At 56.4% G+C, this 24,750-nt stretch carries 25 protein-coding genes; 11 read left to right on the plus strand and 14 right to left on the minus strand.

Going from position 1 to position 24,750, the window contains the following annotated elements:
* The first annotated feature begins 2 nt into the window (after positions 1-2).
* Positions 3-482 (plus strand): pantetheine-phosphate adenylyltransferase, encoded by a 480-nt coding sequence (gene coaD / locus INF61_RS10995; RefSeq protein WP_015570040.1) that lies wholly within the window; start codon positions 3-5, stop codon positions 480-482.
* Between the two features lie 2 nt (positions 483-484).
* On the opposite strand, the gene mutM is transcribed toward coaD, so the two are convergent.
* The 4 genes from mutM to radC all read right to left on the minus strand — a co-directional run bounded on the left by mutM (position 485) and on the right by radC (position 2,676).
* Positions 485-1,294 (minus strand): bifunctional DNA-formamidopyrimidine glycosylase/DNA-(apurinic or apyrimidinic site) lyase, encoded by an 810-nt coding sequence (gene mutM / locus INF61_RS11000; RefSeq protein ID WP_003860879.1) that lies wholly within the window; start codon positions 1,292-1,294, stop codon positions 485-487.
* Between the two features lie 72 nt (positions 1,295-1,366).
* Complete coding sequence (gene rpmG / locus INF61_RS11005) at positions 1,367-1,534, minus strand: 50S ribosomal protein L33 (protein WP_003024094.1); 168 nt, start codon at positions 1,532-1,534, stop codon at positions 1,367-1,369.
* Positions 1,535-1,556: 22 nt separating this feature from the next.
* A complete protein-coding gene (gene rpmB, locus INF61_RS11010; RefSeq protein WP_002436699.1) occupies positions 1,557-1,793 on the minus strand; it encodes a 50S ribosomal protein L28 in 237 nt (78 codons plus the stop codon).
* 217 nt (positions 1,794-2,010) lie between these two features.
* Positions 2,011-2,676, minus strand: a complete 666-nt coding sequence (radC, locus tag INF61_RS11015) for a DNA repair protein RadC (RefSeq protein WP_006812419.1) — start codon at positions 2,674-2,676, stop codon at positions 2,011-2,013.
* Positions 2,677-2,849: 173 nt separating this feature from the next.
* Here radC and coaBC point away from each other — a divergent pair, with 173 nt between their 5' ends.
* From coaBC to slmA, 3 genes are all read left to right on the plus strand, one after another.
* Entirely contained in the window at positions 2,850-4,061 is a 1,212-nt protein-coding gene (gene coaBC / locus INF61_RS11020) for a bifunctional phosphopantothenoylcysteine decarboxylase/phosphopantothenate--cysteine ligase CoaBC (RefSeq protein ID WP_123249610.1), read from the plus strand.
* Positions 4,039-4,497 carry a dUTP diphosphatase gene (dut, locus tag INF61_RS11025; protein ID WP_193547766.1) on the plus strand — a complete coding sequence of 153 codons (459 nt, stop codon included), beginning with the start codon at positions 4,039-4,041 and terminating at the stop codon, positions 4,495-4,497. Before coaBC ends, dut begins: the two co-directional genes overlap by 23 nt.
* A gap of 121 nt (positions 4,498-4,618) precedes the next feature.
* On the plus strand, positions 4,619-5,215 hold the full coding sequence (gene slmA, locus INF61_RS11030; protein ID WP_003860901.1) for a nucleoid occlusion factor SlmA: 597 nt from the start codon (positions 4,619-4,621) through the stop codon (positions 5,213-5,215).
* Between the two features lie 82 nt (positions 5,216-5,297).
* Here the strand turns inward: slmA and pyrE are convergent, their stop codons facing one another.
* Together pyrE and rph are read right to left on the minus strand one after the other, a co-directional pair.
* A complete protein-coding gene (gene pyrE, locus INF61_RS11035) occupies positions 5,298-5,939 on the minus strand; it encodes an orotate phosphoribosyltransferase (protein WP_015570043.1) in 642 nt (213 codons plus the stop codon).
* A 66-nt stretch (positions 5,940-6,005) separates the two neighbouring features.
* A complete protein-coding gene (gene rph, locus INF61_RS11040; RefSeq protein WP_015570044.1) occupies positions 6,006-6,722 on the minus strand; it encodes a ribonuclease PH in 717 nt (238 codons plus the stop codon).
* A 125-nt stretch (positions 6,723-6,847) separates the two neighbouring features.
* Here rph and INF61_RS11045 point away from each other — a divergent pair, with 125 nt between their 5' ends.
* Complete coding sequence (locus tag INF61_RS11045; RefSeq protein ID WP_003860907.1) at positions 6,848-7,711, plus strand: YicC/YloC family endoribonuclease; 864 nt, start codon at positions 6,848-6,850, stop codon at positions 7,709-7,711.
* 208 nt (positions 7,712-7,919) lie between these two features.
* Positions 7,920-8,537 (plus strand): trimeric intracellular cation channel family protein, encoded by a 618-nt coding sequence (locus INF61_RS11050; protein ID WP_006812426.1) that lies wholly within the window; start codon positions 7,920-7,922, stop codon positions 8,535-8,537.
* A 26-nt stretch (positions 8,538-8,563) separates the two neighbouring features.
* Here the strand turns inward: INF61_RS11050 and etk are convergent, their stop codons facing one another.
* The 8 genes from etk to ligB form a co-directional block, all read right to left on the minus strand.
* Positions 8,564-10,741: a tyrosine-protein kinase gene (gene etk / locus INF61_RS11055; RefSeq protein WP_193547767.1), complete on the minus strand. Its 2,178-nt coding sequence runs from the start codon at positions 10,739-10,741 to the stop codon at positions 8,564-8,566.
* 22 nt (positions 10,742-10,763) lie between these two features.
* Positions 10,764-11,207: a phosphotyrosine protein phosphatase gene (locus tag INF61_RS11060; protein WP_023295706.1), complete on the minus strand. Its 444-nt coding sequence runs from the start codon at positions 11,205-11,207 to the stop codon at positions 10,764-10,766.
* Complete coding sequence (locus tag INF61_RS11065) at positions 11,195-12,328, minus strand: polysaccharide export protein (RefSeq protein WP_193547768.1); 1,134 nt, start codon at positions 12,326-12,328, stop codon at positions 11,195-11,197. Before INF61_RS11065 ends, INF61_RS11060 begins: the two co-directional genes overlap by 13 nt.
* Before the next feature lie 43 nt (positions 12,329-12,371).
* Positions 12,372-14,465 (minus strand): YjbH domain-containing protein, encoded by a 2,094-nt coding sequence (locus INF61_RS11070; RefSeq protein WP_193547769.1) that lies wholly within the window; start codon positions 14,463-14,465, stop codon positions 12,372-12,374.
* Positions 14,465-15,202 carry a capsule biosynthesis GfcC family protein gene (locus INF61_RS11075; protein ID WP_023302877.1) on the minus strand — a complete coding sequence of 246 codons (738 nt, stop codon included), beginning with the start codon at positions 15,200-15,202 and terminating at the stop codon, positions 14,465-14,467. Before INF61_RS11075 ends, INF61_RS11070 begins: the two co-directional genes overlap by 1 nt.
* Positions 15,199-15,843: a YjbF family lipoprotein gene (locus INF61_RS11080; protein WP_023295702.1), complete on the minus strand. Its 645-nt coding sequence runs from the start codon at positions 15,841-15,843 to the stop codon at positions 15,199-15,201. The genes INF61_RS11075 and INF61_RS11080 overlap by 4 nt, the downstream gene beginning before the upstream one ends.
* Before the next feature lie 115 nt (positions 15,844-15,958).
* Positions 15,959-16,255, minus strand: coding sequence for a hypothetical protein (locus INF61_RS11085; RefSeq protein WP_017383628.1), 297 nt, complete (start codon positions 16,253-16,255; stop codon positions 15,959-15,961).
* 704 nt (positions 16,256-16,959) lie between these two features.
* The gene (gene ligB / locus INF61_RS11090; protein WP_193547770.1) at positions 16,960-18,630 is read right to left on the minus strand and encodes an NAD-dependent DNA ligase LigB; all 1,671 of its coding nucleotides are present in this window, start codon (positions 18,628-18,630) and stop codon (positions 16,960-16,962) included.
* A 250-nt stretch (positions 18,631-18,880) separates the two neighbouring features.
* On the opposite strand from ligB, the gene gmk reads away from it, so the two are divergent.
* The 5 genes from gmk to recG are packed head-to-tail and all read left to right on the plus strand — an operon-like array spanning position 18,881 to position 24,747.
* Positions 18,881-19,504, plus strand: a complete 624-nt coding sequence (gene gmk / locus INF61_RS11095) for a guanylate kinase (protein ID WP_006177710.1) — start codon at positions 18,881-18,883, stop codon at positions 19,502-19,504.
* A 54-nt stretch (positions 19,505-19,558) separates the two neighbouring features.
* Complete coding sequence (gene rpoZ, locus INF61_RS11100; protein WP_000135058.1) at positions 19,559-19,834, plus strand: DNA-directed RNA polymerase subunit omega; 276 nt, start codon at positions 19,559-19,561, stop codon at positions 19,832-19,834.
* A gap of 19 nt (positions 19,835-19,853) precedes the next feature.
* Positions 19,854-21,968 (plus strand): bifunctional GTP diphosphokinase/guanosine-3',5'-bis pyrophosphate 3'-pyrophosphohydrolase, encoded by a 2,115-nt coding sequence (spoT, locus tag INF61_RS11105; RefSeq protein ID WP_003860921.1) that lies wholly within the window; start codon positions 19,854-19,856, stop codon positions 21,966-21,968.
* Positions 21,969-21,972: 4 nt separating this feature from the next.
* Positions 21,973-22,662, plus strand: coding sequence for a tRNA (guanosine(18)-2'-O)-methyltransferase TrmH (gene trmH, locus INF61_RS11110; RefSeq protein WP_003860922.1), 690 nt, complete (start codon positions 21,973-21,975; stop codon positions 22,660-22,662).
* Positions 22,663-22,665: 3 nt separating this feature from the next.
* Positions 22,666-24,747, plus strand: coding sequence for an ATP-dependent DNA helicase RecG (gene recG / locus INF61_RS11115; RefSeq protein ID WP_017383630.1), 2,082 nt, complete (start codon positions 22,666-22,668; stop codon positions 24,745-24,747).
* The last annotated feature ends 3 nt before the right edge of the window (positions 24,748-24,750 follow it).

Consider the following 24,750-nt stretch of genomic DNA (forward strand, 5'->3'; position numbering starts at 1 on the left):
CCATGAGCACAAAAGCGATTTATCCGGGTACCTTCGATCCGATCACTAACGGTCATCTTGATATCATCACCCGTGCGGCGTGTATGTTCGACAAGGTGATTCTGGCCATTGCCGCCAGCCCGAGCAAAAAGCCGATGTTCGACCTGAACGAACGCGTGCAGCTTGCCACCGATGCGATTTCGCATCTGTCGAATGTTGAGGTCGTCGGATTCAGCGACTTGATGGCAAACTTTGCCCGTGACCGGCAGGCCAATATCCTGATCCGCGGTCTTCGCGCGGTAGCAGACTTCGAATATGAGATGCAGCTGGCACACATGAACCGCCATCTGATGCCGGAGCTGGAGAGCGTATTCCTGATGCCCTCCAAAGAGTGGTCCTTCATCTCTTCCTCACTGGTGAAAGAGGTGGCGCGCCATCACGGGGACGTTACCCACTTCCTGCCGGTTAACGTCCACCAGGCGTTGATGGAAAAGCTAAAGTAACCCTACTTCTGGCACTGACGGCAGTAAAACGTGGCGCGCTGAGCGTGCTTCGTGGCAATAATCGGCGTCCCGCAGGCTCTGCACGGCTCACCCTTACGGCCATAAACCTGCAACTCCTGCGCAAAATAGCCCGGCTTCCCGTCGCTTTGCAGGAAATCCTTCAGCGTCGTCCCGCCCTGCTCAATTGAGCGCAGCAGTACCGCTTTAATTACTCTGACCAGCAGCTCGCACTCCTGCGCCGACAGCGAGGAGGCCAGCCGATCGGGATGGATCCCGGCGGCAAACAACGATTCGCTGGCATAGATATTTCCCACGCCCACCACCAGCTTGTTATCCATCAGCCAGGGTTTAATCGGGGTTTTCTTTTTCGCGCACTTCTCTTTGAGATAATCCGCGTTAAACGCCTCTGACAGCGGCTCAGGTCCGAGATGCGCCAGCACGTTGTGTCCTTCCAGCTCTTTGGTCCACAGCCATGCGCCAAAGCGACGCGGGTCGGTGTAACGCAGCACTTTGCCGTTACTCATCACCAGATCAACGTGGTCGTGCTTTTCCGCAGGCAACTCTTCGGTGAGGATGCGCAGGCTTCCCGACATGCCCAGATGGATAATGATCCAGCCGTCAGGCAGCTCCAGCAGCAGGTATTTCGCGCGGCGCTGCACGCTCAGGACGGGTTTGTCGCTTAACGCGTGGATCTCATCGGACACCGGCCAGCGCAGACGCCCGTTGCGAACGACAGCATGAAGAATAGTCGCGCCAACCAGATGGGGCTCAATGCCGCGGCGGCTGGTCTCTACCTCAGGTAATTCAGGCATGGTTCCTCCGTTGAGATGCAGAATGCAAAAAACCCCGCAGTTGCGGGGTTTTTCAATACAAGGAGACTAAAATTATTTGATTTTAGCTTCTTTGTACAGTACGTGCTGGCGTACAACTGGATCGAATTTTTTCAGTTCCAGTTTTTCCGGCTTAGTACGTTTGTTCTTCGTGGTGGTGTAGAAGTGACCTGTACCAGCAGAAGAAACCAGCTTGATTTTCTCGCGAATACCTTTAGCCATGATTTATTTCCTCTTTAAGTACTTAGTACTTTTCGCCACGGGCACGCAGTTCGGACAGAACTGTATCGATGCCTTTCTTATCGATTACACGCATACCTTTAGCAGATACGCGCAGGGTGACAAAACGCTTCTCGCTCTCAACCCAGAAACGGTGAGAGTGCAGGTTCGGCAGGAAACGGCGTTTAGTCGCGTTCAGTGCGTGGGAACGGTTGTTACCGGTCACCGGACGCTTGCCAGTAACTTGGCAGACTCGGGACATGTCTATTCTCCAAAAATCAAATTAGCTCGAGCTTCGTATGGGGTATCGGCGCCTCGTCAGGCTTTACAGCCCGGTCATCGCATAGTTCTATTGAACTCTCGATTGCCAGGCCCAAATGCCAAACCCGAGATTCTCAAAGGTGGCGTAGTATACGCTGACTCGGCGGTGTGCTCAAGTCCCGAACAGACAAAGATCCCGATGGATCGCGAGAAAAGGCCTAAATCCAGCCACGTTCGGCAAAAGAAATGTACTCTCCGCGGCCAATTATCAGATGGTCCAGCACACGAATGTCCATGAATTGACAGCATTTGATAATACGTTCGGTAATTGCTTTGTCAGCTCTGCTTGGTTCTGCACAGCCAGAGGGGTGATTATGCGCGAGGATCACGCCGGCTGCATTCACTTTTATCGCTTCCCGCACAATTTCACGCGGATGCACCTCAACGTGGCTCAATGTTCCCGAAAAAAGGCGGGTATGTTTCAGTACCCGGTTTTTGTTATCGAGAAAGATCACCATAAAGATCTCCCGCTCCAGATCGGAGAGCTGGCTTTGCAGAAATTCGCGGGTCATGTCGGGGGTGAGGATCGGGTCTTCTTCCTCCATACGCACGTTGTAAAATCGCCGGGCCAGCTCGGCAATGCCCCGTAACTGGGCATATTTCGCCACGCCAATGCCCTCAACGTGCGTAAACGCCTCCAGCTCAGCGGTCAGCAATCCATACAGTGAACCGAAATGGTCTATCAGTTCTTTCGCCAGCGTAAATACCGTTTTCCCCGGCGTGCCTGTGCGTAAAAAGAGCGCCAGCAGCTCGTCGTCCTTTAACAACGTGACGCCATGACGCAGCATTTTTTCACGCGGTAACAGCAGTTCAGTCTCTTCCATGCCCGGCCTCCTTCTGTTTGCCATTATGCTGCCACAGGCAAATTCGGGGTTCGACGCTGGCATTTCGTTCTTGCGTAACGCCTCGCAAAGTGAATTAAGGACATCATCACCCCGTTTTAGGGATTGTGATAAAATGCCCGCTCTCTGGTGAAACCCAACAGGAAAGAATCATGATGAGCCTGGCCGGTAAAAAAATCGTTCTTGGCGTCAGCGGCGGTATTGCTGCCTATAAAACGCCAGACCTGGTGCGCCGTTTGCGCGAGCGCGGGGCCGACGTACGGGTCGCGATCACCGAAGGCGGCAAAGCCTTTATCACCCCGCTGAGCCTGCAAGCCGTCTCGGGATACCCGGTATCCGACAGCCTGCTCGACCCGGCAGCCGAAGCCGCAATGGGCCACATTGAGCTGGGGAAATGGGCCGATCTGGTTATCCTTGCCCCCGCCACGGCAGATTTAATTGCCCGCGTGGCAGCCGGTATGGCGAACGATCTGGTAACGACCATTTGCCTCGCCACGCCTGCGCCCGTCGCGGTTGTGCCCGCAATGAACCAGCAGATGTACCGCAACGCCGCTACCCAGCATAATCTGGACACGCTGGCCTCGCGCGGCCTGCTGATTTGGGGACCGGACAGTGGCAGCCAGGCCTGCGGCGACGTTGGGCCAGGGCGTATGCTCGACCCATTGACGATTGTTGATATGGCCGCCGCCCATTTCTCGCCTGTCAACGATCTGCAACATCTCAACATCATGATTACCGCGGGCCCCACGCGCGAGCCGCTGGATCCGGTGCGTTACATCACCAACCACAGCTCCGGCAAAATGGGCTTTGCGATTGCTGCCGCGGCAGCCAAACGCGGCGCGAACGTCACGCTAGTGAGCGGCCCGGTGTCGCTTACCACCCCTGCGTTTGTGCAGCGTATTGATGTAACGACCGCGCTGGAAATGGAAGCCGCCGTACAGGCACATGCTCAACAGCAGCATATTTTTATCGGCTGTGCGGCCGTCGCTGATTACCGCGCCGAAACCATTGCCGACGCTAAAATTAAAAAGCAAGGTGATGAATTAACAATAAAAATGGTGAAGAACCCGGATATCGTTGCCGGTGTCGCCGCATTGAAAACTCATCGACCTTACGTTGTTGGGTTTGCCGCAGAAACGAATAATGTGGAAGAATATGCCCGGCAAAAACGTACCCGCAAAAACCTCGATTTGATTTGCGCGAACGACGTATCGCTGTCCACGCAAGGATTTAACAGCGACAACAACGCATTGCACCTTTTCTGGCAGGATGGAGATAAAGTCTTACCGCTTGAGCGCAAAGAACTCCTGGGCCAACACTTACTGGACGAGATCGTTACCCGTTATGATGAAAAAAATCGACGTTAAGATTCTGGACCCGCGCGTTGGCGAGCAATTTCCGCTGCCAACGTATGCCACCTCCGGCTCTGCCGGTCTTGACCTGCGCGCCTGTCTTGATGACGCCGTAGAACTGGCGCCGGGTGCAACGACCCTGATCCCGACCGGGCTGGCGATTCACATTGCTGACCCGTCACTGGCAGCGGTGATCCTGCCGCGCTCTGGCCTGGGCCACAAGCATGGCGTCGTGCTGGGTAATCTGGTCGGCCTGATCGATTCTGACTATCAGGGTCAGCTGATGGTATCCGTCTGGAACCGTGGCCAGTACAGCTTCACCATTGAGCCGGGCGAGCGTATCGCGCAGATGGTGTTTGTACCGGTGGTGCAGGCAGAATTTAACCTGGTGGCAGACTTCGACGCTACCGACCGTGGCGAAGGCGGCTTCGGCCATTCCGGGCGCAAATAACCGCCCGACAAACACGCATCTCACAGCGCCATAATGCAATAACAAACCGCAAACGTCAGTTTGCGGGTCGCTGTGTGGTTGCCAGCCTGACAAGTGCTTATTTTCAGGGGTATTTTGTAACATGGCAGAAAAACAAACCGCGAAAAGGAATCGTCGCGAAGAAATACTTCAATCTCTGGCTCTGATGCTTGAATCCAGCGACGGCAGTCAACGCATCACCACCGCAAAACTGGCGGCCTCTGTGGGCGTGTCAGAGGCGGCGCTGTATCGTCATTTCCCGAGCAAAACCCGGATGTTTGACAGCCTGATCGAGTTTATCGAAGACAGCCTGATCACGCGCATCAACCTGATTCTGAAGGATGAAAAAGACACCAGCACGCGTCTGCGTCTGATTGTGCTGCTGATTCTGGGCTTTGGTGAACGTAACCCGGGTCTGACCCGTATTCTGACCGGCCACGCGCTGATGTTTGAACAGGATCGTCTGCAAGGCCGTATAAACCAGCTTTTTGAGCGTATCGAAGCCCAGCTGCGTCAGGTTCTGCGCGAGAAGAAAATGCGGGAGGGCGAGGGATATAATACGGATGAAACCCTGCTGGCAAGCCAGATCCTGGCATTTTGCGAAGGGATGCTCTCCCGGTTTGTGCGCAGCGAGTTTAAATATCGACCAACGGACGATTTTGACGCCCGCTGGCCGTTAGTGGCTGCTCAGTTACAGTAACGCCATCGCCGGATGGCGGCTTTGCCTTATCCGGCCTACGAACGGGTAGGCCCGGTAAGCGTAGCGCCACCGGGCAATTGAATTATACGCCAAACTCTTCGCGGTATTGACGCACCGCCGCCAGATGATCAGCCATCTCAGGCTTCTCTTCCAGATACGCAATCAGGTCTTTCAGCGTGATAATCGACGTGACCTTGCAGCCATAATCGCGCTCCACTTCCTGAATAGCAGAGATGTCGCCGCGCCCGCGCTCCTGACGATCGAGCGAAATCAGCACACCCGCAAGCGTTGCGCCGTTAGCCTGGATAATCTCCATCGATTCACGGATCGCGGTACCTGCGGTGATCACGTCATCCACCAGCATCACACGCCCCTGCAACGCACTGCCTACCAGATTGCCGCCTTCACCGTGGGTTTTGGCCTCTTTACGGTTAAAGCAGTACGGTACGTCGCGGTCATGGTGCTCCGCCAGCGCTACCGCCGTGGTGGTTGCAATTGGAATGCCTTTGTACGCGGGGCCAAACAGCAGGTCGAAATCAATCCCGGAATCCACCAGCGCTTCGGCATAGAAGCGGCCTAACAGTGCCAGGTCGCGCCCGGTATTAAACAGCCCGGCGTTGAAGAAATACGGGCTTTTACGCCCGGATTTCAGCGTGAACTCGCCAAACTTAAGTACCTGCTTGTTAAGCGCAAACTCAATAAACTGGCGCTGATACGATTTCATGGATTTGCTCCTTTGTCTTTTCAGTCTTACAGGCAAAAAAAAGGCGACTCATTGGTCGCCTTAAAATCAATTTTCTAACGCCGCTTTCTGCGTCGCTACAATAGATTCGATTCCCCCTCGGGCCAACGCCAGCAAGGTGAGCAGTTCTTCGTGGGTGAATGGCTCGCCTTCTGCCGTACCCTGCACTTCAATGATGCGACCATCTTCGGTCATCACCACGTTCATGTCGGTTTCTGCGGCAGAATCTTCAACGTATTCCAGATCGCAAAGCGCCTCGCCGTTAACGATACCAACGGAGACAGCAGCAACCATCCCTTTCATTGGGTTGGTTTTCAGCTTACCGGCGGCAACCAGCTTGTTCAGGGCATCTGCCAGCGCCACACAGGCACCGGTAATAGAGGCCGTACGCGTGCCACCATCGGCCTGGATCACGTCGCAGTCCAGCGTGATGGTGAACTCACCCAGCGTTTTCAGGTCAACCGCGGCGCGGAGCGCACGCGCGATCAGGCGCTGGATCTCCATAGTACGGCCGCCCTGCTTACCTTTTGCCGCTTCACGGGCATTACGGGTATGGGTTGCGCGCGGCAACATACCGTATTCGGCGGTGATCCACCCCTGGCCCTGACCTTTCAGGAAGCGAGGCACGCCCTCTTCAATGGACGCGGTGCAAAGCACCTTGGTGTCACCAAACTCAACCAGCACGGAGCCTTCAGCGTGTTTTGTATAGTTACGGGTCAGGGTGACGGGACGCACCTGGTTGGCGCTACGACCTGCTGGACGCATGATGGATTCTCCGGCTTGAAACGAATGTGGCTGCGCATTATACGGATAAAGGACGCTTATTCCTATCCTGAGAAGCCCCTGAAAGCTATAATCCCCCCATCTCTCCTTTAAAAACGGGAATGTCTATGATCCGCAGTATGACCGCCTACGCCCGGCGTGAAATCAAGGGTAGCTGGGGTAGCGCTACCTGGGAAATGCGCTCGGTAAACCAGCGCTATCTGGAAACGTATTTCCGTATGCCGGAACAGTTCCGCAGCCTGGAGCCTGTGGTGCGTGAGCGTATCCGTACGCGTCTGACCCGCGGGAAAGTGGAATGTAATTTGCGTTTTGAGCCCGATGCCAGTGCACAGGGCGAACTGATCCTGAACGAAAAGCTGGCAAAACAGCTGGTTAATGCGGCGAACTGGGTCAAAATGCAGAGCGATGAAGGCGAGATCAACCCGGTTGATATTCTGCGCTGGCCTGGCGTGATGGCCGCCGGAGAGCAGGATCTGGACGCGATTACCGCTGAAATCCTGGCTGCACTCGACGGCACGCTGGACGACTTTATAGTTGCCCGCGAAACCGAAGGCCAGGCGCTGAAAGCGATGATTGAGCAACGCCTTGAAGGCGTGAGCGCCGAAGTCGCTAAAGTGCGCGCTCATATGCCAGAAGTGCTGCAATGGCAGCGTGAGCGTCTTGTCGCCAAACTGGAAGAGGCGGAAGTTCAGCTGGAAAACAACCGTCTGGAACAAGAGCTGGTGCTGATGGCGCAGCGTGTGGACGTGGCTGAAGAGCTGGATCGTCTGGAAGCGCACGTTAAAGAGACCTACAACATTCTGAAGAAGAAAGAAGCGGTAGGCCGCCGTCTCGACTTTATGATGCAGGAGTTCAACCGCGAGTCGAACACGCTGGCGTCTAAGTCTATCAATGCAGAGGTAACCAATTCAGCGATTGAGCTGAAGGTCCTGATTGAGCAGATGCGCGAGCAGATCCAGAATATCGAGTAATTCCTTTCAGGGTGGTGTTGCCTCGCACACCACCCATTACTTTTTCTAATCCTTATTTAGCCTTACTTTCTTTTTCTCCCGCCTTATCACAAGCCCGCCAGGCATGCGTTGATAAATTTCTGTAGGGCAAACCCCCTCGCCTTAGAAAATCTCAATCGTGATCTTCCGCACAAATCGCTAATCTCCTCCTCTTCATTCCGGAGGGTTTATGCTGCTTCACATTCTCTATCTTATTGGCATTACCGCAGAAGCCATGACCGGCGCGCTCGCTGCCGGACGTCGCCGTATGGACACCTTCGGCGTGATTATTATTGCCACGGCCACCGCGCTCGGCGGCGGGTCCGTGCGCGATATTCTGCTTGGCCATTATCCGCTCGGCTGGGTCAAAAACCCTGAGTACGTCATTATCGTGGCAACGGCAGCCGTGCTAACCACGATTGTGGCGCCGGTGATGCCTCATCTGCGCCGCTTGTTTCTGGTGCTGGATGCGCTTGGGCTGATTGTTTTTTCCATCATTGGCGCACAGATCGCTCTCGATATGGGTGAAGGCCCGGTTATCGCCACCATTGCTGCCGTGATCACGGGCGTGTTTGGCGGGGTGCTGCGGGATATGTTCTGCAAACGTATCCCGCTGGTTTTCCAGAAGGAACTGTATGCCGGCATCTCCTTTGCCGCGGCGGTGCTTTACGTCGCCTTGCAGCACTATGTCACCAGCCACGATGTGGTGGTTATCTCCACGCTGCTGTTTGGTTTCACCGCGCGTATGCTGGCATTGCGCCTGAAGCTGGGCCTGCCCGTTTTTCATTACAAACACAATGCGCATTAATGTCAGAGCGGGCAGGCGCCGGATAATCAGTTACTCGAATAGTTGTAACCGTAGTGATGGTAGCCGTAGCCGTAAGCGTTGCTTGCCCGCTTAACGACGCCGTTGAGAATCACCCCTTTGGTATTGACGCCACTCTGCTCCAGACGCTGTACGCAGACCAGCATCTCCTTCACGCTGTTCATCCCGAAGCGGGCGACCAGCAGCGTGGTGCCTGCGCGACGACCGACAACCGCCGCGTCGGTGACCGCCAGGATCGGTGGCGTATCGATAATCACCAGATCGTAGCGTTCATTCGCCCAGTCCAGCAGCTGCTGGAAACGCGTATGCATCAGAAGCTCCGCCGGATTAGGGGGGATCTGCCCGCGCACGATGGTATCGAACCCGCCTTTATCGAAGGTCTGAACGCCCAGGGTATATTCCGCCTTACCGGACAACATCTCCGATAAGCCGCAGGTATTGTCGAGCTTAAACAGATCATGGGCATACCCGCGACGCATATCCGCATCAATATAGAGCACTTTCTGTCCCGCCTGCGCCACGACGGCCGCCAGGGTACTGCTGACAAAGGTTTTACCGCTGTCAGGCGTGGCGCCAGAGATCATCAGTATATTGTTCGCTGACTCCATCATCGCAAAATGCAGACTGGTGCGCAGGCCGCGAATCGCCTCCACGGAGAGATCGACCGGGTTATCCGCCGCCAGGAAGGGGATATGTTTGGTCTTATGGCGCAGCCCTGAGGACATAAAGTCTTTTTTGCGCAAACGCATCTTTTTAGCCAGCCATTCCGACAGCGGTACGGTGGCATAGACGTTAATCCCATGCTCCTCCAGCTGCTCCGGCGTTTCAATGCCCATACGCAGCATACTGCGCGCCAGGATCCAGCCCACAGAGACGAACAGACCCAGGAGAACCCCCAGAACGACAACCAGCGCTTTTTTCGGCTTGACTGGCTGCGGCCGGGTCACGGCCGGATCGATAATGCGGACGTTACCAATTGCGCTCGACCGGGCGATGCTCAGCTCCTGTTCGCGGTTAAGCAGCTGCTGGTAGATAACGCGTCCCGACTCCACATCACGGCTCAGGCGCAACACCTCCTGCTGGGTTGACGGCATGGACGATACCCGTTTATTCAGGCGGTTTTTTTCCTGCTCCAGCGTCTGGCGTTTCTCAATCAGCGCCCGGTAGGTGGGGTGATCTTTTTTGTAGAGCTGCGAAATTTCCGCTTCCCGGAAGGTCAGTTCATTGAGCTGATTGTCCGCATTCACAATCTGCTCCAGCACCGCTTTTGCCTCCAGGTTCAGGTCAACGGAGTCGTTTTGCTGGCGATAGCGGTTGAGCTTCTCCTCGGCCTGGTCCAGCTCGCTGCGCACCTGCGGAAGCTGCTGCTTCAAAAATTGCAGGCTTTTCGCATCCTGCGCCGCCTGGCGAGCCACGTTCTGTTGTAAATAGTTATCGGCGATGCAGTTAAGCACGCGCGCCATCTCATCGGGATCTTCCCCCGTGATGGTCAGGCCAAGCATCCCACTGTCCTTGCTGCGCTCGCTCACGGAAAAACGCAGCTGTAGCGCGTCAATGGCCTCCAGCTCGCTCAGCTGTGTAATCGTAAATTGCGTACCCGGCTTCGCCTGGATAGCGGCAATGGTAATGGCGATATTCGCCGCGCTCAGCGGCTGTCCCACGACGCCCTGTAACGTCACGTTATCGCCTTCCAGCTGATAGTGGCCCTTCTCGCCGACGGTCAGCGTCAGCTTTTGCGCCCGACCCGCGACAGGGGGAAGATTGAGCATACGGATATCGACGATGCCAGGCTGTTGCCCGGTGAGCCGCGCCCAGCCGCGTCCGACAAGGGGAAAATAGTTTTCACTTACCTGCGTGCGCAGGTTCAGGTCATCAATCGTTTTACCGAGGATCATGCGCGACTGGAGAAGCTGAAGCTCCGGCGCCGACTCAGGCGAGGAGTCAGGGATGAACTCGCTAAGGTTACTGAGTAGCGCGTTGCCCTGCTTCTGTTCCACCTGTATCAGTGCATCGGCCTGATAAACTGGTGTGGCAAAGAGCGCATAAAGCAGTGCCGCCAGCGTGAACAGCGCGGTAAGGATGAGAATAAATTTTCGGTGGTCGAGCAACTCACCCAACAGGCGCACAAGATCGATCTCGTTATTCGCGGCAGACGCATCATGGGCGTGAAGGTTATTTGTTGACATAAAACGTAACTATCCCGTGTGATTAACTGAGCCGTTTCGCCCATTCCAGACTGGCCTGCTCCAGCAGCCCATAAACATATTCAAATGCGTCCCGGTTTTTACGGTAGGGGTCCGGGATCTCTTTTCTGCCCGTCCAGTGACCAAAGAGCATCATTTTGCCGCGCGCCTCCGGTGCGATAGCCGTGACCTGCTCGATATGTTCCAGCTCCATCGCCAGAATCAGATCGTAGTCGCGCACCATGGCGGCGGTGAGCCTGCGCGCCACGTGGCCCTCAAGCAGGGTGCCGCGTTCGGCGGCGATCTCTGTCGCCTGTGAATCGGCGGTGCGCCCTTCCAGGCCACAAATTCCCGCTGAATCGACCCGGGCGGCGGGAAGCAGCCGGCGCAGCAGCCGTTCCCCAATGGGAGAGCGGCAGATATTGCCGGTACAGATCACCAGGATGGCGTTAAACGTTAGTTTGGCCATGTTCTGATATATCTCCCTGTTTCAGTCAGGTCATGTACGCCGGTAATGGTCGGCACAAGCTGAGAGATCACGCGGTTCCAGCGCACCAGCGGCGCGGTGGTGACATAGACGATGTCGTAAGGCTCAAGCTGAAATTCGGTGCTCAACACCATCGCGGTGGCATCCCGGGCGTTAAGCTGGTAGACGTTGGCGATTTTGCCGTTCTGCTTGCCCTGCAACGGACGAATCACAAAGATCCCTGTGGCGTCGGCCATATCCTGATTTACGCCCTGCGCATTACCCAGCGCTTCCGCCAGCGTCATGCCGCTACGGTCCATCTTCAGGGTGCTCTGTTTACCCACCTCGCCCATGACAAACACTTTCAGGTCGTCATTACGGGGAATGAAGAGAATATCGCCCGGATAGAGGAGTTTGTTCTGGGTGAGATCGCCGCGCTGCATCAGCGCGTAGAGAGAAATGTGCGTGTCCTGGCCGTTATGGGTCAGCACCACGTGGCGCCAGTCCGCCTCCGACGTCAGGCCGCCTGCCGCATTGATCGCATCCATTATGGTCAGCGGAATGTTAGTGATGGGCTGCTGGCCCGACTTAGCCACTTCGCCCGTCACGTAGGCTTTTTGCGAGCGGAACGCCGCGACGCTGACATCCACCTGCGGGCTCTCAATCACCGAGTCCAGCCGGGCGGCGATCTCATCGCGCACCTGGGCCAGCGTTTTGCCGACGACGCGGATTTTGCCGATATAGGGGTAGAAGATCGTGCCATCGGCATTCACCCAGTTGCCCGTATCGCTGGCGCTACGGTACTGACCTGCGGGGGTGGTCAGCTCCGGGTGGCCCCAGACGGTAACCATCAGCACGTCGCCGACGCCGATGCGATATTGGTAGTTCTGAAGCTGGCGATCCAGTTCAGGATTCGCGCGGGAGTCGACTTTGCCAGGCAGCAACTGCTCCACCAGCCCCGGCGTGAGCGGATAGACGTTGACCATCTTATTCAGATCGTAATTGCTGTCAGGCAGATCGATAATATCTTTGCCCTGGGTGCGAAGTCCCTGGCCCGGTACGATAGTACAACCGCTTAACGCCATCATAGCCAACGCAAGCACGGAAAATTTAACGTTTTTCATTCAGGAAAATCATCTGGTTAAGTAATGCCTGTTTCATCCGGTACTACTGCCCTACCGGGGTTTCGCGTTCTGACGTCATGTCATAGAGCTGATATTTACGGCCTAACGTCTGGCCGCCATCACGCGTGAGAGGCGTCCACGAGACCACCGCCCGGTTGCGATTTGGGCCGATCGTCATCAGATCAAGCGGGATCGAGATGTAGAAGCCTTTGCTAAAGCCACCTTCGCCATAATCCTCTTTCGAGACGTTGGTCAGCGCCGCCCAGGCGCCTACCGTCACGCCGCTGTCGAATCGCTTCGCGACGTCGAGGGTGGCGCCTTTATCCTTCGCCAGGTACTGCCCGACGCTCAGCTTCATCAGCACGCTGTTGAGCTTCGCCGGGTTCCAGTAGGCGGTGATAAATCCGGTTGGCGCGCTGTAGTCGGTGAAGCGCATCATGTCGTCCCAGTCGCGCTGCTTGACGTAGTTCGCATCCACGCCCAGCGCCCAGTCGCTATCAAGCGGGCGCCAGAGCGCCTCTACTCCCACACCGCCGTACATGGTTTCGAGGTAGCCGCCATAAATCTGGGCATAGAAGCCGTGCCCCAGCGCATCGACATAGTTGGCCTGTAAGTTGTTGATGTAGACGTCATTGCTGACATAATCGCGAATATGGGTTCTGACGCGCGGCAGGCTGGAGTCAGCGGGAAGCAGCGAGGATTTGAACTTGTCGTAGTTGTTATAGAGGTTGGCGAACACGCCGCCGTCGAGCAGCAGACGATCGGTCAGCCAGTAGCTGGCGCTGGCCATCAACCCCACCTGGAACATATAGAAATCTTCCGGACCGCCCAGCGACTGCGCCAGCGTCGGTTTGACGCTGTAGCTGAAGCGATCGGCGCGAATACGGTAGCCGCGCGCGAACGCTGTGGTATCCACAGGCTCGACGCGCTGCTGCCTGAGCGCCTCCTCCTGGCCGAGCGGCTGTCCCGCCAGCTGTTTGCGCAGGCTGGTGACATCGGTTTGCGTCGTGACCAGCGGCAGATGGTCACGCCGCTGGGTGATAGCGATCGTGTCGACCCCGTCGGGCAGGTTATTGATCAGAATACGGTTGGCGCGATCCACCGCTTCGCGCGGATCGCGATAGCGATACTGTTCGCCGGTCATGTATAAGGTATTGCCGTGCTGAAGGATCTCCGGCGCATCGAAGCCTGCGTTGTACTTAAGCGCGGTGAGCTGGTTTGCCGCCGAGGTATAGTCCAGCGTCTCGCCTGCCGGTGCCGGTTTCCAGGCCGGTTTCGGGTTATCACGCAGCGCGGGGCGCAGATCGTTAAAGTTGGTCCGCAGGGTGAAGCCAAACATCAGCGTATTGCCGCGCTCGTAGCTGAGGTTGAGATCGGCCCAGTCGGCAACGCGATAGACTGCCCCCACGTTGATATGGCTCGACTGCTTAATGGAGCCGGCAAAATCATCGGCATAATTGTTGCCGTCATACTCGAGCTTCAGGCGCAGGGGCTGCCAGGGCGTCTGATACTGGAGGCCGCCAAACAGCGACGTCGGACCACGAAACATATCGCTAAAGCTGATATCCCCGGCATCATGTGATTCGCCGCGGGTGCAATACTTATTGTTGTCGTGGCACAGCGGGTTACCCACGTTGTCGCTATTACCGGGATATCCCCAGGCTATTCCAAAGGTAAAATCGACCGGTCCGGCCATTTTACTGGCAACCAGATATTCACCGTCGAACAGGCCGGTGCCCGCAATATCGCGCTTGCCGAGCGCCACCTGCGGCAGGCTATAGTCCTCTTCCCACAGACGAACCTTAAAATCGAACGACTTATCCTTGTAGCTTTGATCGCCGCTGAAATCCTCGTCGCTGCTATATTTGCGGGTGCGGACGTCGGTATAACGAATCGTCCCTTCCAGCCACGGAAAGAGCACGACCGAAGAGGAGTAAAAACGATACTGGTCGTTATCGCGGTAGTTGACGCTGAATTCCCCTTCCCGACCAAAGCGCGCGTCGGGCATTTGCATCAGGCCGGTGCCGCCAAAGTCGGACTGTGAAGGTCCGGTCGGATCGGGCCAGGTACGCAGCTCCGCGTGGCAGGCAGAAGAGATCGCCAGAGCAAGGCCGCTCAGTAAAAAAAGTTTGTTCATCAGTCAGGTATCCGCCGCGTCAGGAGCGCAACGATTTGCTCATTCAGACCGGTAAAATCGTCCGGCACCGCCCGGGGATCAAACCCCACCCACAGAACAGCGCCCGGCTCTGCTTCAATATGGCGTGCGTTCCAGTACGCCACCGGCGCAACAACCGTACTGCCGTCAGGATCGATAACGGTCACGTTATTCCTGTCGGCGCCAGCCAGCCGCAGCTGCCCCTGTAAGTAATCCCTGATGCTTGCGCCCGGACGCCAGGCCAGTTTCCCCGGTGTGGCGACCGCCCCCATCAGCGTGACGGTGCGGGGCGCAGGCGAGACCCACAGATCGTAACGGCCCTCAAGGGAACGATCGCCGCGGGCGTCGGTACGCACGGCGTCTGGATCGAGGCTGATAAACTGCCGCCCGACGATCCGCAGGGAGCGGGTCTGTGTAGCGACAGCGCGAATGGTCGCGATCCGCTCGTCATCGGCGCGATTCTGCCAGGCTGAAAGCGACGCCAGCACCTGCTGTTGCGTCTGTTGCGCTCGCCGCGTGGCGGAAGGGGTTGCGATGACAGCGCCCTGCCACCAGACGTTGTTCAGCTGCGGCTGGGTGACCAGCCGGGAGAGCGTATCGGCCTGTCCAGCAGACCACGTTTTGCCCGGCTGATGCACGGTAACGACACTTGCGCATAAGGCGGGCAGGCTGAAGAGAGATAGCCCTACGCCAGGTAACCATTTTCTGAGTCTGTTCATGGGGCGGGCTTCAACATCGTCATGGTGACAGGGAATACGCCCGCGCCGAGCATCTGTTCGCTCTGGCGTACCTGGCCGGTGGCGGAATCAATCCAGAAGGTGTTATGCCAGCGACGATCGAGGCCGTCGGCCTGCACCGTCTCCTGCCAGACCTGACAACGTAGCGTGTTTCCGGCAAGGGTCAGGTTTTCCGTCCCGCTCAGGGAGAAGCGCGAGGTCAGGTGTGCGGAGCGATACCGCCCCTCTTCCTGCCAGCGCACATCACGCGACCACTGGCTGCCGTCGCGGAGCTGCGGCGTGTGGCGCAGCGGATCGTGCTCAAGGTTGGTTACCTCAAGCAGGTTATAAGGGAGCTTGAGCGTGTGGATAAGGCGACCGTTATGCGTGACGATCATCGCATTATCCTGCGATAACCACTTACTGTTTCCCTGTTCGATGTATCCGAGAACCACCAGGATCCTCGGGCCATTATCCAGACGCAGGTACATGGTTGAGTATGGGAGCACCTGAATCTGCCCGTCCGTTACCGTCACATCCTGGCGCCCGTCCAGGCTGGCGTTAAAGGTCTCAATAATGCTCTGCTGGCTCGGCGTACATCCCTGGATCAGCAGAGTCATGATGAGCAGAATAAACAGTCTCACCAGAAATCCTTGATTAAATAACATTGAAATCAATCAAATACCCGGCTTTGATATCGCCACCGGGTCAAGTCGTTGCGCTGTTCAGCGCAAGGCTATATCGCCTTGCGCACCAGCCTTAGCGGGTAACTGTCGTCGTGGAAGTACCATTGCCTGAGTCATCGCCACTGTCGCTTGCCGCGACAACGGCTAACGTCGCTACGCCGGCAATCGCAGCGGTGGTGACAACAGCGGTTGTCCCAATCGCGCCTGCCGCCAGTCCCCCCGTAGTGCCAGCGGTAGTTCCCACCGTTGCTCCGGTTGTTGTACCGGTTGTTGCTGCGCTGGTACTACCTGCTTCGGTGGTAGCGCCTATAGCAGGCAGGGCAGTCGCCAGCGTGAGTGCCGTCAGCACTGTACAAAGCGTCCTTTTCATTTTTGGTCCTCATTCAAATGAAGGAAAATATGAGCACCTGGAAACCAGGTCCCGGTTAACGGGCATAAAGCCCGGGGCTGAATTCCGGCCCGACAGGGACGGAAAATCATCCATGTAAAAGCCCTGGGCTCTGAACACCAGCGCATATAAACCGCCAGGATATATTTCGGTACCCTTAATTGCTTCAATTGGAGTTCAGATAGTTAACTCCCTCACGGGGTGCAAAAAGAAAGGAAAACGCAGAAGTGATGCGAAATGCACCCCAGCGGTAACTACCTTAAAAATTTTGGATAAGATAATTCTTATAATAATTTGACGCAATGATTTCCGGCAGAATAAATATGACTAATTGTTAACCAGAAAACACTCAACATATTATTAATAAAATAGTTAAGCAGCTGAAATTAAAAGCAAAAATACGAACAATACTCAGGCTGCATTGCCTATAACTCCTTCATTCCCGGCTATTGCCCTCGATTAATAGTGATTGAGATCAATTAAGCCGTTCTCTCAAAGAAAATAAAAACGCAAGCAGAGCAAATTCTGAAATTGGGTTCAGGGATAATATTTCCTCAAAATATATTTACCATGAATAATTCATTTATATTCATAATTATTGCGTATATAAACCGCGTCTCATAAATACGCTATTCACGGCAGCGGAAGTGTGCCCCCTCGCCAGTCTGTTCAGGAGCGCACGCAGATTAAAATCCACCGATGTGCTCTGCGGCCAGCCATTTTGCCAGGGCATCAATCTGAGGCTGATGCAGCCAGTTTACGATCTGGCGGGCCTTCTCCTGCCCGACACCCGGCAGCATCCGCCACTCCGCTTCGCTTCGCTGAATCAGCGCCTGCCAGGTGCGATCCCCTGCCGCCTTGAGCGTCGACCGGGCCAGCGGTATTCCCATCGCGGTGATCCAGCGGATAAAAGGTCGCTCCCGCGCCAGGTTAAACTGATGCCACAGCGCAGCGCCATGCGATGCCGATATCCCCGGCGTCGCGGTGAGCTGCGCCTGCGTGAGCTGTAGCCAGGAGAAGAGGTGCTCAAACCGATGCGCCTGATAGAGGGTCCGCCATCCTGATTCGCCCACTCCTTCGATATCTAACGCCTGCCTGGAACTTAGCCACGTCAGCCGGGCAAAAAATTGCTCCATGCACTCCGGGGAGGCATAGAAACAGGTTAAACCGTTATAGCGCGATGAGGGCGGCTGCGGTTTACGGCGATCCACATTGCGCCACACCACGTTATCCAGCCGGGGAATACCTTGTCCCGCCAGGCTTACCAGCACCTGATCGCCGGGGGCAATATCCAGCCTCTGCCAGCGGTTAACCGACCCTAAGCTGACGCGCTGTACGCGTTTATCGTCGAGCATCAGCGGCTCAAGCTGCGCAATCGCGGTGATCCGCCCGGTACGGCCAACGGTAAAGTGAATCGCTTTGACTTCCGTCACCTGGGCCACAGGAAGGTATTTCCATGCGACGACCCAACTCCCTTCCCCCGGCAGCCATCGCTCGCCCGGCGGCTCTGCCGAGGCGCGAACCACAATGCCATCCGTGGCGAAGGGCAACGAAGCCTTAAACCAGGCCGTCCGCTGCGCCTCCACATCAGCCGCGTTTTTAACCGGCACGGTATAGCGGGCCGTCAGGGTAAAACCTGCCTCCGCCAGCGCGGAAAGGCGTGCTTTCATCGCTTTTGGGCCGTTCGGCCAGGCCCAGATAAAAATGCCTGTCTGCTTCAGCGCTGCGCGATCGGTCGCGCGCATCATCGCTCCCGCTACCTTCGCACGCGCGTTCATCCCTCCCATCCGCTGCTGGATATGCCCCTCGCGCAGCAGAAAAAGTTCACCCTGCAACACGCTGTTGGCAAGCGGCCCGGCCAGCGTTTGCGGAATAGCGGGAATTATTCGCGCCTGTGCCGTCCACTCTTCCCCCTGTAAGCCGTCGCCCCGACTAATCGCCTGCGCCAGCTTGCCGTTTTTGTAGACCAGGGTGACCGCAACACCATCCACCTTTGGCTGTACCCAGAGATCCTGCTGCGTCGCCATCCAGCGGCTTAGCGCCTGCTTGCTTTCTACCTTATGCACGCCGGTATGGGCGAAGGGATGCTTCACCGTCCCACTGGCGGCTGGAAGATCGTCGTGCAGCGGTTCATCGTGAAAACAGCGCTGCCACTGTTTTAAGCGGGCGTTAAGCCTGTCGTAAACGTCGTCGCTCACCTCGCTGCGGCCCTGTTTCCAGTAATCATCATTCCAGCGGGTCAGCTGCGCCTTCAGGGCCGCGATCTCCTGCCCGGCTTTAGCCGGTGACCAGACCGGGCAGATTGCCATCGCCCCGCTGCTTAAGAAGATCATCAGTATGCTTATCCATTTCACCATTATTACCCCTCCCTGTTTTGCGAAGGGTATACCCTGCCCGGGAGCCGCAGACCAGCTGCAAAATTGCATTTTACGAGCGCGCTTCAGCGCATTGTTTTTATTGCAGCAAAAAGAAGGTAAAAGCTGAAAACGGCACGCAAAATTTAATCATCCAGGGGAAAAAGTGTGACAAAGGCTACGTCACACAGCGGCGACGTGTATAATAAGCCCGTATGTAGGACTTCTTCGTTAACACATACAAAAGACTCTCATGGCTCAAGGCACGCTTTATATTGTTTCTGCCCCTAGTGGCGCGGGTAAATCCAGCCTTATTCAGGCACTGTTAAAAACCCAACCGTTGTACGATACGCAGGTTTCTGTTTCTCACACCACGCGAGCACCGCGTCCGGGTGAAGTGCACGGTGAACACTATTTCTTTGTGAATCACGACGAATTCAGAGCGATGATTGGCAGAGACGCGTTTCTTGAACACGCAGAAGTTTTCGGTAACTACTACGGTACTTCGCGTGAAACCATTGAGCAGGTACTGGCGACCGGCGTTAACGTGTTCCTGGATATCGACTGGCAGGGCGCACAGCAAATTCGTAAGAAAATGCCTGATTCGCGCAGTATCTTTATTTTACCGCCATCGAAAGATGAACTGGATCGCCGCCTGCGTGGTCGCGGCCAGGACAGCGAAGAAGTTATCGCGAAGCGTATGGCGCAGGCAGTTGCAGAAATGAGCCATTACGCGGAATATGATTACCTTATTGTGAATGATGATTTTGATGCCGCGCTGAGCGATCTCAAAACTATCCTTCGCGCAGAACGTCTGCGTATGAGCCGCCAGAAGCAGCGACATGACGCATTAATCACCAAACTGTTGGCAGACTGAACCCACTTTCAGTATCATGCCCAGTCATTTCTTCACCTGTGGAGCATTTTAAGTATGGCACGCGTAACTGTTCAGGACGCTGTAGAGAAAATTGGTAACCGTTTTGACCTGGTGCTGGTCGCCGCGCGTCGCGCTCGTCAGATGCAGGTAGGCGGTAAAGATCCGCTGGTACCGGAAGAAAACGATAAAACCACCGTTATTGCACTTCGCGAAATCGAAGAAGGTCTGATCAACAACCAGATCCTCGACGTGCGTGAGCGCCAGGAGCAGCAAGAGCAGGAAGCCGCTGAATTACAAGCTGTTACCGCTATTGCTGAAGGTCGTCGTTAATTAAACCTGCGGGTCGCCCTTGTATCTGTTTGAAAGCCTGAATCAACTGATTCAAACCTACCTGCCTGAAGACCAGATTAAGCGTCTTCAGCAGGCGTATCTCGTTGCACGTGACGCTCACGAGGGCCAGACACGTTCAAGCGGTGAACCCTATATCACGCACCCGGTAGCGGTGGCCTGTATTCTGGCCGAGATGAAACTCGACTACGAAACGCTGATGGCCGCCCTGCTGCACGACGTGATCGAAGATACCCCTGCCACCTACCAGGACATGGAACAGCTGTTTGGCAAAAGCGTTGCCGAGCTGGTGGAAGGGGTCTCTAAGCTTGATAAGCTGAAATTCCGCGACAAGAAAGAGGCGCAGGCCGAAAACTTCCGCAAGATGATCATGGCGATGGTGCAGGATATCCGCGTCATTCTCATCAAACTGGCTGACCGCACCCACAATATGCGCACGCTGGGCTCACTTCGCCCGGATAAACGTCGCCGCATCGCCCGTGAAACCCTCGAAATTTACAGTCCGCTGGCGCACCGTTTAGGTATTCATCACATTAAAACCGAGCTGGAAGAGCTGGGTTTTGAGGCGTTGTACCCGAACCGCTATCGCGTGATTAAAGAGGTGGTGAAAGCCGCTCGCGGTAACCGTAAAGAGATGATTCAAAAGATCCTCTCTGAAATCGAAGGGCGTTTGCAGGAAGCGGGCATTCCGTGCCGCGTGAGCGGTCGCGAAAAGCATTTGTACTCTATCTACTGCAAAATGGTGCTCAAAGAGCAGCGTTTTCACTCGATCATGGATATCTACGCGTTCCGCGTCATCGTCCACGATTCAGACACCTGTTATCGCGTGCTGGGGCAGATGCACAGCCTGTACAAGCCGCGTCCGGGGCGCGTCAAAGATTACATCGCCATTCCAAAAGCGAACGGATACCAGTCTTTGCACACCTCCATGATTGGCCCGCACGGTGTCCCTGTTGAGGTGCAGATTCGTACCGAAGATATGGATCAGATGGCGGAGATGGGTGTCGCGGCGCACTGGGCTTATAAAGAGCACGGCGGCGAAAGCAGCACCACCGCGCAAATCCGCGCCCAGCGCTGGATGCAGAGCCTGCTGGAGCTGCAACAGAGCGCAGGTAGCTCGTTTGAATTTATCGAGAGCGTTAAATCCGATCTCTTCCCGGATGAGATTTACGTTTTCACGCCGGAAGGGCGCATTGTCGAACTGCCTGCGGGCGCGACACCAGTCGACTTCGCTTACGCCGTGCATACCGATATCGGCCATGCCTGCGTAGGTGCCCGCGTCGACAGGCAGCCTTATCCGCTGTCGCAGCCGCTTTTCAGCGGACAGACGGTGGAGATCATTACCGCGCCGGGGGCACGTCCTAACGCCGCCTGGCTGAACTTTGTCGTGAGCTCAAAAGCGCGCGCAAAAATCCGCCAGCTGCTGAAAAACCTCAAGCGCGACGACTCCGTTAGCCTGGGGCGTCGTCTGCTCAATCACGCGCTGGGTGGCAGCCGCAAACTGGCAGAGATCCCGCCAGAAAACATTCAGCATGAGCTGGAGCGTATGAAGCTCGCCTCGCTGGATGACCTGCTGGCAGAGATTGGTCTCGGCAACGCCATGAGCGTGGTCGTGGCGAAGAATCTGCAACAAGGCGAAACGACAGCCGTTCCTGCCACCACGCAAAATCATGGTCACCTGCCGATCAAAGGCGCTGACGGGGTGCTCATCACCTTCGCCAAATGCTGCCGTCCTATCCCGGGCGACCCGATTATTGCGCATGTCAGCCCGGGTAAAGGGCTGGTGATCCACCATGAATCCTGCCGTAACATCCGTGGCTATCAGAAAGAGCCTGAGAAGTTCATGGCGGTCGAGTGGGATAAAGAGACGGCCCAGGAATTTATCACTGAAATCAAGGTGGATATGTTCAACCACCAGGGTGCCCTGGCGAACCTGACGGCAGCGATCAACACCGCCTCATCCAACATTCAAAGCCTGAATACGGAAGAAAAAGATGGCCGCGTTTATAGCGCCTTTATTCGCCTGACCGCCCGTGACCGTGTGCATCTGGCCAATATTATGCGCAAGATCCGCGTGATGCCGGACGTCATTAAAGTCACCCGTAACCGAAACTAGCATTATGAATTCAAAACGTTACGAGCGAATCTGCGAAATGCTCGCCAGGCGTCAGCCTGATCTGACGGTCTGCATGGAGCAGGTCCATAAACCTCATAACGTCTCTGCTATCGTCCGCACCGCAGATGCCGTCGGCGTGCATGAAGTCCACGCCGTCTGGCCTGGCGCACGTATGCGTACCATGGCCTCCACCGCCGCAGGCAGCAACAGCTGGGTATCCGTGAAAACTCACCAGACTATTGGTGAAGCGGTCTCGCACCTGAAAGGGCGTGGCATGCAGGTTCTGGCAACCAACCTCTCTGCTAAAGCCGTGGATTTCCGTGAGATCGACTACACCCGTCCGACCTGCATTTTAATGGGCCAGGAGAAAACGGGGATCACGCAGGAAGCACTGGATTTGGCCGATCGGGACATCATCATCCCGATGATCGGCATGGTCCAGTCACTCAACGTGTCGGTCGCCTCAGCGCTGATCCTGTATGAAGCGCAGCGCCAGCGTCAGAATGCCGGAATGTACGAGCGCAGCAACAGCATGCTGCCTGAAGAGGAGCAGCAGCGCCTGCTGTTTGAAGGTGGCTATCCGGTGCTGGCTCGCGTTGCGAAGCAGAAGAAATTGCCTTACCCCCACGTCAACGCGCAGGGCGAAATTGAAGCCGATGCCGAGTGGTGGTCCACCATGCAGTACGCGGGGTAAATCATGAAAGGCCGCCTGCTGGACGCCATACCGCTCAACAGCCTGACGGGCGTGGGCGCGGCACAAAGCAGTAAACTGGCGAAGATAGGCCTGCACACCGTGCAGGATCTCCTGCTCCACCTCCCCCTGCGCTACGAAGACCGTACTCAGCTTTATAAGATTGGCGATCTGCTGCCCGCTATTTACGCCACCGTTGAAGGGGAAGTGCTGAACTGCAACATCACCTTTGGCGGACGCAGGATGATGACCTGCCAGATCAGCGACGGCACCGGCATTCTCACCATGCGCTTTTTCAACTTCAATGCGGCAATGAAAAACAGCCTTGCCACTGGACGACGCGTACTTGCGTACGGTGAAGCCAAACGGGGCAAATACGGCGCGGAGATGATCCACCCGGAATACCGCGTGCAGGGCGATCTCAGCTCACCTGAGCTACAGGAGACGCTCACGCCGGTCTATCCAACCACTGAAGGCATTAAGCAGGCTACGCTGCGCAAGCTCACCGACCAGGCGCTGGAGCTGCTCGATACCTGCGCCATTAACGAGCTGCTGCCGCCGGAGCTGGCACAGGGCATGATGAGCCTGCCGGAGGCGTTGCGCACCCTGCACCGTCCACCGCCAACGCTTCAGCTTGTTGATTTAGAAAGCGGTAAACACCCCGCCCAACGGCGTCTTATCCTTGAGGAATTACTGGCTCACAACCTGAGCATGCTGGCTCTGCGCGCAGGTGCGCAGCGCTTCCACGCGCAGCCATTAAGCCAGCGTGATGAGCTCAAAGATAAGCTGCTGGCCTCACTGCCGTTTAAACCCACCGGCGCCCAGGCGCGGGTGACTGCCGAGATCGAACGCGATATGGCGCTGGATGTGCCAATGATGCGCCTGGTGCAGGGCGACGTGGGTTCCGGGAAAACGCTGGTCGCCGCGCTGGCCGCTTTGCGCGCCATCGCCCACGGTAAGCAGGTGGCGCTGATGGCACCGACGGAACTGCTGGCCGAGCAGCACGCCAACAATTTCCGGAACTGGTTTGCCCCGCTGGGAATTGAAGTGGGCTGGCTGGCCGGGAAGCAGAAGGGCAAAGCGCGCCTTGCGCAGCAGGAAGCCATTGCCAGCGGGCAGGTGCAGATGATTGTCGGCACGCACGCCATTTTCCAGGAACAGGTGCAGTTTAACGGCCTGGCGCTGGTGATTATCGACGAACAGCACCGCTTTGGTGTTCATCAGCGTCTGGCGCTGTGGGAGAAAGGTCTGCAACAGGGCTTCCACCCACATCAGCTGATCATGACCGCCACGCCGATTCCGCGCACCCTGGCGATGACGGCCTATGCCGATCTGGATACCTCCACCATCGACGAACTCCCCCCGGGCCGTACGCCGGTGACAACGGTCGCCATTCCGGACACGCGCCGCAGCGACATCATTGACCGCGTGCGCAACGCCTGCACCCAGGAAGGGCGTCAGGCTTACTGGGTCTGTACCCTGATTGAAGAGTCTGAGCTGCTGGAAGCGCAGGCTGCCGAAGCCACATGGGAAGAGTTAAAGCTCGCCCTGCCGGAGCTGAACGTCGGTCTGGTTCACGGGCGCATGAAGCCTGCCGAGAAGCAGGCGGTGATGCAGTCGTTCAAACAGGGCGAACTGCATTTACTCGTTGCGACCACGGTCATCGAAGTGGGCGTGGACGTGCCGAACTCCAGCCTGATGATTATTGAGAACCCGGAGCGCCTGGGCCTGGCGCAGCTCCACCAGCTACGAGGCCGCGTGGGCCGTGGTGCGATCGCCTCTCACTGCGTGCTGCTCTACAAAGCCCCTCTGTCGAAAACCGCGCAGATGCGTTTGCAGGTATTACGCGACAGCAATGACGGCTTCGTCATTGCGCAAAAAGATCTGGAGATCCGCGGCCCGGGCGAATTGCTGGGCACGCGTCAGACGGGTAACGCCGAGTTTAAAGTGGCGGATTTATTGCGCGATCAGGCCATGATCCCCGAAGTACAACGCCTTGCGCGTCATATTCATGAACGCTACCCCGAACAGGCGGCAGCGTTAATTGAACGCTGGATGCCGGAAACCGAGCGGTATTCCAACGCCTGACGG

Source organism: Enterobacter cloacae complex sp. P18RS, assembly GCF_014982105.1.
In the GTDB taxonomy this organism is placed as follows: Bacteria; Pseudomonadota; Gammaproteobacteria; order Enterobacterales; family Enterobacteriaceae; genus Enterobacter; species Enterobacter hormaechei_C.

Coding starts and splice junctions, on each gene's coding strand:
- coaD (WP_015570040.1), top strand. CDS start 3: ATGAGCACAAAAGCGATTTATCCGGGTACCTTCGATCCGATCACTAAC.
- mutM (WP_003860879.1), bottom strand. CDS start 1,294: ATGCCTGAATTACCTGAGGTAGAGACCAGCCGCCGCGGCATTGAGCCC.
- rpmG (WP_003024094.1), bottom strand. CDS start 1,534: ATGGCTAAAGGTATTCGCGAGAAAATCAAGCTGGTTTCTTCTGCTGGT.
- rpmB (WP_002436699.1), bottom strand. CDS start 1,793: ATGTCCCGAGTCTGCCAAGTTACTGGCAAGCGTCCGGTGACCGGTAAC.
- radC (WP_006812419.1), bottom strand. CDS start 2,676: ATGGAAGAGACTGAACTGCTGTTACCGCGTGAAAAAATGCTGCGTCAT.
- coaBC (WP_123249610.1), top strand. CDS start 2,850: ATGAGCCTGGCCGGTAAAAAAATCGTTCTTGGCGTCAGCGGCGGTATT.
- dut (WP_193547766.1), top strand. CDS start 4,039: ATGATGAAAAAAATCGACGTTAAGATTCTGGACCCGCGCGTTGGCGAG.
- slmA (WP_003860901.1), top strand. CDS start 4,619: ATGGCAGAAAAACAAACCGCGAAAAGGAATCGTCGCGAAGAAATACTT.
- pyrE (WP_015570043.1), bottom strand. CDS start 5,939: ATGAAATCGTATCAGCGCCAGTTTATTGAGTTTGCGCTTAACAAGCAG.
- rph (WP_015570044.1), bottom strand. CDS start 6,722: ATGCGTCCAGCAGGTCGTAGCGCCAACCAGGTGCGTCCCGTCACCCTG.
- INF61_RS11045 (WP_003860907.1), top strand. CDS start 6,848: ATGATCCGCAGTATGACCGCCTACGCCCGGCGTGAAATCAAGGGTAGC.
- INF61_RS11050 (WP_006812426.1), top strand. CDS start 7,920: ATGCTGCTTCACATTCTCTATCTTATTGGCATTACCGCAGAAGCCATG.
- etk (WP_193547767.1), bottom strand. CDS start 10,741: ATGTCAACAAATAACCTTCACGCCCATGATGCGTCTGCCGCGAATAAC.
- INF61_RS11060 (WP_023295706.1), bottom strand. CDS start 11,207: ATGGCCAAACTAACGTTTAACGCCATCCTGGTGATCTGTACCGGCAAT.
- INF61_RS11065 (WP_193547768.1), bottom strand. CDS start 12,328: ATGAAAAACGTTAAATTTTCCGTGCTTGCGTTGGCTATGATGGCGTTA.
- INF61_RS11070 (WP_193547769.1), bottom strand. CDS start 14,465: ATGAACAAACTTTTTTTACTGAGCGGCCTTGCTCTGGCGATCTCTTCT.
- INF61_RS11075 (WP_023302877.1), bottom strand. CDS start 15,202: ATGAACAGACTCAGAAAATGGTTACCTGGCGTAGGGCTATCTCTCTTC.
- INF61_RS11085 (WP_017383628.1), bottom strand. CDS start 16,255: ATGAAAAGGACGCTTTGTACAGTGCTGACGGCACTCACGCTGGCGACT.
- ligB (WP_193547770.1), bottom strand. CDS start 18,630: ATGGTGAAATGGATAAGCATACTGATGATCTTCTTAAGCAGCGGGGCG.
- gmk (WP_006177710.1), top strand. CDS start 18,881: ATGGCTCAAGGCACGCTTTATATTGTTTCTGCCCCTAGTGGCGCGGGT.
- rpoZ (WP_000135058.1), top strand. CDS start 19,559: ATGGCACGCGTAACTGTTCAGGACGCTGTAGAGAAAATTGGTAACCGT.
- trmH (WP_003860922.1), top strand. CDS start 21,973: ATGAATTCAAAACGTTACGAGCGAATCTGCGAAATGCTCGCCAGGCGT.
- recG (WP_017383630.1), top strand. CDS start 22,666: ATGAAAGGCCGCCTGCTGGACGCCATACCGCTCAACAGCCTGACGGGC.